The sequence below is a fragment of the Rubneribacter badeniensis genome, assembly GCF_002899695.1.
Classification (GTDB): domain Bacteria; phylum Actinomycetota; class Coriobacteriia; order Coriobacteriales; family Eggerthellaceae; genus Rubneribacter; species Rubneribacter badeniensis.
Genome location: NZ_PPEL01000112.1, coordinates 1 through 7,628, shown reverse-complemented (window position 1 = coordinate 7,628; position 7,628 = coordinate 1). Strand labels below are relative to the sequence as shown.

The window sequence follows — 7,628 nt, the reverse complement described above, 5'->3', positions numbered from 1 at the left end:
GGGGGGGGGGGGATGATGTCACACTCCCAAAAGACTTGTCGCATCCTGCCGCTTTGCAGAATGCGACATCATCCCCGTCCCTTTGTCACCCTTTTACCGCCCGGACCGCGCTCTGCCGGAAAACCGCTCACTTTTTGGCCACGAAACCGAGTTCTGGCACGGATCGGCCCCGATCCAACGGCGCATCGGCTTTGTCAAAACCGCCGACCTGGGCTTTCGCCGGGGAGGAGCGCCCTCTTCGGGCGAAGGGGCGCGTTCGGCGTGCCAGAACGCGGTTTGGTGGCCAGAAATCGCGAGTTTCCCCGCACGGAGGGCGGCTGCGCAGCCCGCGAGGGCGGGCGACGAAGGGGAGAGCGGGGATGCCCGCGAGGGCGGCACGCGGGCGGGGCGGGTACCCGCGGCGGGGGCGGGGGCGGCAGTGGGGGGGGCGCCCGCGGCGGGCACGCGGGCGGGGCGGCCGGGCTGCGCGGCCCCGCCGCGGGCGCGAGAGGCAGCAGAGAGGCGCGGGGCGGGGCAATCCACCCTTCGCACGAAGCCGTTTCCTTTGGCCATACCGCCCTCCCATCCTTGCCCGCAAAACGTCGCTCCTGCGAACACCATGCGTGCGTCGCGCGCCCAAAGCGACAACATTCAACCATCAGTGAAGCCAAGCGACCTTCTGGCAACAACCCAGAGGCGAAGCTCCGAAACATGGTATGGTGGTTTTGGTCTGCGCTTGCACCCAAATCGCCGATGCGCAATGCCACGGAAAACCGCACGAGGGGCCATGACACACGAACGTCGCGATAATCGAATACCGCCTGATCGCAACCGCGATTCCCGGCTTCGCCGCAGCGTACGCAGCGAATCGGCCGCACGAACGCCAAGCCGCGCCGCACACAGCGAGCGCGCTTCGGAAACCGGGTCTTCGGCAGCGCGGCTCTCGCGAGGCGAGCGCTCCGCGTCCTCGCGGCGCACCGCGCCCGCACGGCACCCAACCTCGCCGAGGCCCGCAGCGCGAACTTCGCGAACCTCGGCGAAACCGCAGGCCCGAAAACATCCCGCCTCCGAGCGACCGCAGCCCCGCACGACCAGTCGCGCACACCAAGCGGCACGCGCGCCGCAGCCGAAACGTCGCCGCATTCCCTTCGCGGCCGTCGGCGTCGCGGCAACCGCAATCCTCGTTGCGGTGGCAGGCGCGTTCGCATTCGCGCAGAGTCTGCCCGTCGCCATCACGTTCAACGGCCAGCCCCTCGAGGTGGGAGGAGCGCGCACGCTCGCCGACGCGCTGGACGCCAGCGGCTTCGATCCGCGCCCCGGCGACCTGGTGGCCGTGGACGGGAGCGTGATCGAAGCCGGCAAGGGCGAGCCGTTCCATGCTGCCGTCAACGGCCAGGTCACGAGCGACCTCACCCGCACGCTCGCCAACGGCGATGTGGTCGAGATGGGCGACGGAAGCCCCACGGAAGAGCCGTCAGACATCGTGGAAGAGGCCATCCCCTATACGATCTCCTCGGAAGGCGGCGGGGCCATCCATCTGCTCGAAGGGCAAGGCGCCGACGGGCTGCGCCAGATCAAGACGGGCCGGATTTCCGGCATCGTCGCAGAAGCCACGGTCCGTGAACCCCAAAACGTCACGCGCCGCAACGTGTCGCCCGACGTCGGTGACGAGAAAGTGGTCGCGCTCACGTTCGACGACGGCCCCTGGCATGACACCACCGTCGAGGTGCTCGACGTGCTGCGGGACCACGGCGCGAAAGCCACGTTCTTCACCGTGGGCAGCCGCATCGAAGGCGAAGGCATCGACCTCGTGAAGCGGGCCGCATCCGAGGGCCACCAAATCTGCACGCACACCTACACCCACGCTTCGGGCAGCGGGAAGGGCGTGAACTTGGGATTCATGGCCCCGGATGAGCAGACGGCTGAGATCGAGCAGGGATTCGCCGCCATCGAGAACGCCATCGGAGGGGAGGCGAGCCACATCATCCGCACGCCGGGAGGCAACTACGGAGACGAGGTCATGCGCGCCATCGGGCCGAAGGTCTCGGCCGAGATCGGGTGGGACATCGACTCGCAAGACTGGCGACGCCCCGGCTCTGCCGCCATCGCCAACCAGATCAAAAGCGCCTGGCCCGGAGCCATCATCCTCATGCACGACGGCGGCGGCGACCGCTCGCAAACCGTCGAAGCACTCAAAGACGCCCTGCCCTACCTCAAGGAGCAAGGCTATCGCTTCGTCACCATCGACGAGCTCATGAGCTACCCACTCGCCTAGCGGACGAGCGCCGCAAACGGAGCCTTGCCCATCCGTCCACCTGAGCGCCGCCCATCCGATCACCGCACGTAAGTCCAGGGCGTAAGCACGCAGTCTCGCTCATCAAGCTCGGCCTCGGATACAACGCGACAGAAGCGAGGAAGACCGCATTCACCTTCGGTTCGCCATGCCGCGAATGCTCCAACGATGCGCGCAACAGCAGCTGACGGCAAACTGCGATACGTAACTCCCGAAGGCGCCACCCCCTCAAACACGCCCAATTCAAGAGCGTCGACAAACAGGATGCCATGCGTTTTCCCCGACTTGTCCAGAACCACAAGCGACGGCGACGGCCTTCCATCCGCGAACAGGCCACCCGGCAACGAGATGACAGCGCTCACCAAACCGCTATGGGCAAGTGCGCGGCGAAGCGCTTCCTCACGCCCGATGTCCGCATGCAAAACAGCATTGGTCACAAGGAGCACGGCCGCGCCCTCGTCCTCCATGCAAGCTAGCGTCTGCTGCACCCACGCGTAGTTCGCCTTGTTGCGCGGAGGCGTGCCGAGAATCCAGCGAGGATCCTCCTCGTTCACAACCCGGTCGGTCCACACGCCTTGATTCGGCGAAGGGAAGCATACGCAAAAACGCGCTCGGCGAGGAATCTCGGGGTCGGCCAAATCGCCGGTCGCGCCCACTACATCGAGCAAATCGGCCCCCGAAGCCCCCAACGCGTCGAGCAGCCCGTCGACCGCGGCAAGAGCATCGTCGGCATGATCGACGGGCTCCTTCACCTGACGGGGCTCTGGCAATGCAGGAGCCCTGAACAGAAACTCGACGTTGCGAGCCGACCCCATCCACGCTTCCTCCACGCGTCGGGCAGATTTCCCGCCCGCCTCGCCAGCTCTTTCGCATGCCGCAAGGGCCTCGACGAACAACGCCCTTACCGACGCTTCGGGCCAAGGCACGACCAGACCGCGCAGAGCGGACAGCTCCACGACACGGGCCGCGTTCGAGCCCTTCACAAGGCGTCTCGCATCAACCGCCGACAGCACCGCCTCCACATACGCCACGTCGCACGGATCGGGCAGCACCACGTGAAAAAGCTCAGACACCGAAAATCTCCCTGAAGCCCGCACGACGAACAACTTCCCCTCATGTGTGGAAACGGCACCGCACGCACCCACCAGCAACGCGTCTCCCTCGTACGCGTAATCGTCAACTCCCATCCGTTCGACACCGCGCACATACAGCGGGTAGGGACCTCGTCGCTCTTGACGTTCGCACGCCGTCAAATGCATCCGTCCCACATCCGTCACGATCGCGCACGAGCGCAGATGACGCAACGGCAAGCCGCGAGCGCATGCTTCCAGCGCCTGTTCGCACGCATGCCCAAATCCTTCTCCCGCATTCGCCTTGCTGCTCATATCCTCTCCTTCCGCAATCGGCGTCATCCCGGCAGTAAGCCGCCCTGAGAGCGCTATCCCGACGCTCGCCGCATCAGCCCCCGCCCTCGATCGCGTTCAGCACTTCGATGAGTTCACGGCGATTGTGAACGCTCATTTTTGCGTACAGATTCTTAAGATGGGTCTTCACCGTGTTCACCGACAAGGTGAGGATCTTCGCAATATCGGTGGAGTTGTATCCTGCGAGCAGCAACACGGCAACGTCGACCTCGCGATCGGTCAACTTGAACTGCTGGCGATACACCGGGTTCTTCCGCAGCTCTTCCTCCGTCACGTTTGCCACCGAAATGATCACACGGCGCTTCTCCGACTCTTCGGAGCCTCCCGAACCTGGCGCGCCCATCACCCCGCCGCTCTTCGCCATTTGGTGGAAGAACAGCCCCGAAGAAACGGCGGCCAGCGCAACCACGTACAGGATGATCACCGACACAATGAGGATGCCCACCGCATCCATACCGATAAACCGGGACACCGCATTGCATACCGTTCGACCGAGTTGAATGGAGAAATACATGACGCCACACACGACACCGCCCACAAGCAGCGGGTTGCTCAAAAACCCACGCACCGCCTTGAGCGCCGTCATGATCATGCACATGGACACGATGGCGAATGCGATGTTGTCGACAGCGTACAGAACCGTCTGAACCGACACCACCTGCACCGACGAAAGCACGCCGCATGTCGCCATGACCGCAAGCAAGGTCGAATACACGCCATAGAAATCGCTGCGCCGCCCCTGCACTTTACCCGTCGCCCAAAACACAACGGCGCCTCCGATGTAGCCTATTGAGAACAGCAATTGCACCGCCGCTTGAGGAAGAAACCCTTCAAGCGAAATCACACGCTGAGCCCCACACACAAATGCGATGCCCACAAGACACAGAAGAGAGCGACGCTCGAGAAATATCCACGAGCGGAGCCGAGTCCTGCCCCCATCCTCCAACGCATCGGCATCGCCGCCCAGAGCATCGCCGTCGGTCGAGGCTACCAAAGAGACCGCGCCCAAGCAAAAGTACACAAGCGCACAGGAGCCAGCCACGACGACCGAGAGTGCGCTGAACAGCATGACCGTATCGGGCATAAGCCCGATCATCAGCAGCATGAACCCCGAAAGCACCGTGCTCGCCACCATCGCACGCGTTACGTCGCCAGCGTCCAAACGAGCGTACACCATGAACCAGCACAGAAAGCATACGCCCTGCCCACCACCGAACAAAGCTCCCGCCGCACTCGAAAGGGCCGGAGACGACGCATCGCCCACCGCTTGGTACAGCGTGAGGGCGTATCCGCACACCAGCAAGGCAAGTGCCACGTGCGGCGCGATACGCTCTGCCAAACGTCGGCGAAAAAACGCAAGCGCCGCGATGAAGAACAGGCAACACACCTGTCCGATCTCGGCAGCGTGAGCATACGTCGAGAACGTCTGCATCACCTTGTCGCCGAAGAACAAAAGGTTCACCCGTCCGGTGAACAGCCCGAAGAACACCAGGAGCAGCGCGTATCCCCATATCACAGCTCCGAAACGCCTTGATCTGCTTTGCATACCACCCTCCCTGCATCGCCCTCGCGCGCATACCCCCACGCCATGCGGCAGAACGCGAAATCGGAAGCCGCATTGCAGACCTCCGATTTCGCCGAGACGAGGGGAATCCAGTATCCCACGCTTCGCAAGCGCACGCCCTGAGGGTCAGTTCCCCGTCAACTGTTTGCCCAGCACATAGGGAAACGTGATGCACGTCATCCCCAGGTTCTGCCCCGGCACACGGAAATTGTAAAACGTGCCGAACGTGTCGCCCATCATCGATCCTACGTTGTACAGCCCCTCAATGGGCTTGTTGGCCTCGTCAAGCACTTCGCAGTCGGGCGATGTGCGCAAACCTCCCAGCACACACAGGAACTGCGCGGGACCCAGTTGATTGTACTGACCGTAGAACGGGCCCTTCTCGATGGGAATGAGATACTCCTTGCACTTGTGATACTGGGTGTCGTTGCCAGCGGCCACGTCATCGTTGTAGCGGATGATGGTCGCTTTCGCCGCCTCAACGTCGATACCACCCTGCTCGGCAAGCGCCTGCAGCACCTCATCGATGGTCTCGCCCTTAACATAGGTTTTCTCCTCGACACCCGCTTCGAATTCGGCGGCTTTCTCATCAGCCGTCACTGGCGTGATGCCCAAGTTGTCCATGTTGTTGCCCAAGGCCTCCCATGTATCGAACCGATACGCGAAGTCCGAATCCCACACTGCGAACACTTTCTTCTCGGTCTGGCCGCTGACGGCGTAGCCCGCGTACACAGAGGAAGTGTCCTCGTTGATAAAGCGCTCGCCTTCCACGTTGAGCAGGATGCCAGGATGGTTCTGATCCGAGCACGGGGCCGGAAAACCGTACCACCCGATCATCGGCGCGCTGGGCGTGGTATTCTGCCAAGCGGCTCCCACCCACAGGCCCATCTTCTGCCCATCACCGGGCATGAGGCCGCCGAACTGGAACTCGGCATCGTAGTCGCCCGCACCGTCGGCCACGTAGTCGGCGAAAGCGCTGCAGTATTTGGCCATCATATCGGGATTGCCCGAGAAATCGCCCGTGGCCATGATGATGCCCTTGGCCCCCTCGTACTTGACGTAATCCCCATCGGCATTCGTGGCCACCACGGCACTGACCCGACCCGTGTTGTCGTTCTCTCGGATGAGGTACTCTGCCTTGGTGTTGTACGTGATCGACCCACCGTTGTCGAGAATGTACTGCTCAAGCGTGGCCGTAAGCAGCGGCTCGCCATCGTTGGCGCTGTTCTGGATCTCGGGGCCATAGAAGTTGTGCGCACCGCCAGGGATAGAGAATGTTCCATTCGGGTCTTTGAAAGGAAGCTCGAGCGTTGTGGTGTAGCCTGCCTTATCCATGATGTCGGTAATCCAGTCCATGGCCTCGCCTGACTGGTTGATCCACTTCCACCACTTACGCGAGTCCATGCGATAACCTTGACGCGCGATTTCGTTGTTGAAGTGGGCAGCTACCGTGTCAGGCGTGTAGTCCAGGCCGAGCCGCTTTTGCGTTTTCGTCCCCACGGCATGGTTCGATCCACCGCGACTCACGGCCTTCGTGCCCGCCGAGAACAACGTGCAGCTGCCACCGTGCCCCAGAATGGAGGCTGCGGCCACCAAGCCCGACACCCCGGAACCGATGACGATGAAGTCGTCGGCGATGGTTTGCGTGATCTGGCTTTCGTCCACCGGCTCGGGAGGCACTTCAAAACTCCAGGTAAGCTTTTCATACGCGTCTGCGGTCATAGGCGCGGCCCCATCGCTGCCCGAGCCGGCCGCGTCCGACGCGCTCTGCGGTGCGCACCCCGAGAGCATCGCTCCCGACGCCACCCCCGCTCCCGCCATGAGCGCCCCTTTCAGAAAACTCCTGCGATTGAACGTTGCAGCTCCCATCGTTCCTCCTTGCGTCACGCGGCTTTGCCAAATCGCCGCCGATTCGGCCCTTGTTCAAGGGCCCCTACAATCGTCAGTGTACGAGGAGGTCGATGCTCGCCCTCACACCAGATGGGTGAACTTGGAATTTCGCGCCGCCCTCTTGCGGCGCGCAGGACGTTTCGGTATACTGCGTATTCGCTTCGTTTTGAAGCCGTACGCCAACGTGGCTCAGCTGGTAGAGCAACGCACTCGTAATGCGTAGGTCAGCGGTTCGAATCCGCTCGTTGGCTCCAGAGAACATGCAGGCCAGGTGATGACGATCACCTGGCCTGTTTCTTTCTTGGCTTCGGCCCCTATTGTTTCACGTGAAACATCTGAGTTGCGGGCGAGCGTCCTTCGCGACCCTCTTGTACCAACGTGCAACAATTGGGTTACGCTTGTTACACGTTGGCACCTGCGAATTGCCCCTCCACCCCCCTCCACCCCCCGTCTCTTATATACATCTGCCTCTCCCGAC

General features: G+C 62.6%; 4 protein-coding genes and 1 tRNA gene. 2 read left to right on the top strand and 3 right to left on the bottom strand.

The genetic code is table 11. From position 1 onward, the window contains the following. Positions 1-1,168: 1,168 nt before the first annotated feature. The gene (locus C2L80_RS12470) at positions 1,169-2,254 is read left to right on the top strand and encodes a polysaccharide deacetylase family protein (protein WP_239938993.1); all 1,086 of its coding nucleotides are present in this window, start codon (positions 1,169-1,171) and stop codon (positions 2,252-2,254) included. Positions 2,255-2,313: 59 nt separating this feature from the next. On the opposite strand, the gene C2L80_RS12465 is transcribed toward C2L80_RS12470, so the two are convergent. From C2L80_RS12465 to C2L80_RS12455, 3 genes are all read right to left on the bottom strand, one after another. After that, positions 2,314-3,345: an N-6 DNA methylase gene (locus tag C2L80_RS12465; protein WP_169999081.1), complete on the bottom strand. Its 1,032-nt coding sequence runs from the start codon at positions 3,343-3,345 to the stop codon at positions 2,314-2,316. Between the two features lie 385 nt (positions 3,346-3,730). Continuing rightward, on the bottom strand, positions 3,731-5,212 hold the full coding sequence (locus C2L80_RS12460; protein ID WP_157941090.1) for a helix-turn-helix domain-containing protein: 1,482 nt from the start codon (positions 5,210-5,212) through the stop codon (positions 3,731-3,733). A 174-nt stretch (positions 5,213-5,386) separates the two neighbouring features. Further along, a complete protein-coding gene (locus tag C2L80_RS12455) occupies positions 5,387-7,129 on the bottom strand; it encodes an FAD-dependent oxidoreductase (RefSeq protein ID WP_092197722.1) in 1,743 nt (580 codons plus the stop codon). Between the two features lie 199 nt (positions 7,130-7,328). On the opposite strand from C2L80_RS12455, the gene C2L80_RS12450 reads away from it, so the two are divergent. Then, positions 7,329-7,404, top strand: a tRNA-Thr gene (locus C2L80_RS12450). The last annotated feature ends 224 nt before the right edge of the window (positions 7,405-7,628 follow it).